A 2,148-nucleotide genomic window follows, 5' to 3' on the forward strand; every position below is an offset into this window, starting at 1 on the left:
AAAGGAGCAACAGATGCGCAATGATAATCATATTCCGCTGAGCGATCCCATCCTTTTTCTAGAGATTCTGGTATCTGACGCTTCAGAATTTGAAAACATTGTGACACTCAAAGGATTGGAAGTTGGTGGCTACCGAATTCTACGTGCTGAGAGTGCAGCTGTCCCTAACACCATTGCTGCCATACTTCTATATCTTCGTGATTTGACCGGTAAAATTCCACATGCCTATTTTAACTGGCCAGAGGGCAACCCGATGGATTACCTGCTGCGTTTTATTTTGTTTGGGGAGGGCGATATAGCTGTGGTTACCCGTGAAGTGCTGCGCCAGGCTGAGAAAAATCCCCAGCGTCGTCCTTCCATTCATATTGGAGGATGAACAACGCCTTGAATAGTCCCATTGTAATTAACACCAATGGGTTGGGGTGAAAGACAGTACATATCGGACAACTTGAGTCCCAGTTTGGGATGTAGACGAATAGGAGAGGATGCAATCTGCACGCACTCATTCTGTCCAGGTACACGCACGTTGACGCAAGAAAAAAGGGAGGCGATCAGCACAACTACTTGGTCTGATAGCGGAGCGTTAGCCGGTACTCCGGCGTCTAAGTCCAGAACTTTTAAGCAAGAAGCCTCCCTTTTTTCTCAGTATTAGTCCTCCTCCCTTGTATTTTTTGGCAGTGGAATAGTGCGTGCAATCGCTCTATTGTCCGTTTTTGAGCCTAGACAATGTAGCGGCTGGTATTTGATTTGACGGCAACTGCCTTGGTACACAGACACAATTAGTGAGTGAATTTTTATTGGATGCTTCACTTGTTTTTATGGATCTCCCTTAGAAAGAAGTAATCTGTTTAGCCTGTATCATGCCTGGTGTTGGACTTTTAACATCCCAAGCCATACCTGTTAGTTCAACAGACCGGATAACCCAGTAACCTAGATCGAATTGCCACCATTTCATCCCAAACTTTGCCGAGTTGGGGAAAGCATGATGATTGTTATGCCACCCTTCTCCAAGAGTTACAATGGCAAGCCAAATAATATTTCCGCTTTGATCAGCGTTTTCAAAACGGTGGCGACCAAAGACATGGGTAACGGAATTGATGCACCAAGTCATGTGGTGAGATAAGAAGATTCGGACAATTCCTCCCCACATAAACCCTTGGAATGCTCCAATACTACTTCGTGTAACAATCCCTTCTATAGCCGTAGGAATAGCAAGACCTAGTATTATCCAAATTAGGTAAAGCTGATTAATTTTGACAATGCTAGAGTTGTGAACCAAGTCTTTGGCAAAAATTAATGGATTCACAATCAAGCTCTCAAACAGCCAGCCAATATGGGCATAGTATAGTCCGCGTAATTGATTATAAATTCCGTTTCCATGAAGACGAGGTGAATGAGGATCGTTGGGCTGGTCGCTGTACTGATGATGGCATCTATGAGTAGCTACCCAAAAAATTACAGGTCCTTGAGCAGCCATAGACCCAAGAATGGCTAGAGTGATCTCTATGACTTTGTTTGACTTGAAAGCTTTGTGTGCAAAGTATCGATGAAAGCAGGGGGTTTGAAGTTAAGCTTGTTAATGCTCACTATGTGAAAACTGTGCCTGGTCGTAAGACTGACGTATTAGATTGCCAGTGGCTGCAACAATTACATACTTACGGTTTGTTAGCAGGGTCGTTTCGTCCAGAAGACCAAATTTGCACCCTCCGCAGTTATATTCGGCAACGAGACAACCTAATTAAAAGTGCTTCTGTTCACGTACTGCGGATGCAAAAAGCATTGACTGAAATGAACGTACAATTACATCGAGTCATTAGTGATATTACAGGTATCACGGGTATGGCAATTATCAACGCCATTGTTTCTGGTGAACGTAACCCCCAAAAGTTGGCAACCCTAAAAGATGAGCATATTAAAGCTAGTAGTACGAACATCGCTGCTGCTTTGACTGGAGATTATCGACCAGAACTAGTGTTTGTATTGTCACAAGAACTAGCACTCTATAAATTTTACCAGACACAAATTACTGAATGCGACGCTCAGATTGAGCAGTGTTTGACTGGATTTGCAGATAAAATAAATGTTAAAGCTAATCCTATTGGTAAACCAAAACGTCGTGGTAAAAAGCAACCAGGAAATGCTCCCCAA

1 protein-coding gene and 2 pseudogenes are annotated in these 2,148 nt (G+C 43.2%); 2 read left to right on the forward strand and 1 reads right to left on the reverse strand.

The window, feature by feature from the left end; translation table 11 throughout:
• Positions 1-376 (forward strand): annotated as a pseudogene (locus G4P69_RS37215) (amino acid transporter); the annotation flags it as partial.
• 453 nt (positions 377-829) lie between these two features.
• Here the strand turns inward: G4P69_RS37215 and G4P69_RS37220 are convergent.
• The gene (locus G4P69_RS37220) at positions 830-1,507 is read right to left on the reverse strand and encodes an acyl-CoA desaturase (protein ID WP_208354904.1); all 678 of its coding nucleotides are present in this window, start codon (positions 1,505-1,507) and stop codon (positions 830-832) included.
• A gap of 41 nt (positions 1,508-1,548) precedes the next feature.
• On the opposite strand from G4P69_RS37220, the pseudogene G4P69_RS37225 reads away from it, so the two are divergent.
• Positions 1,549-2,148 (forward strand): annotated as a pseudogene (locus G4P69_RS37225) (IS110 family transposase); the annotation flags it as partial.

Origin of the sequence: Aetokthonos hydrillicola CCALA 1050 (assembly GCF_017591665.1) — a bacterium.
GTDB lineage: Bacteria > Cyanobacteriota > Cyanobacteriia > Cyanobacteriales > Nostocaceae > Aetokthonos > Aetokthonos hydrillicola.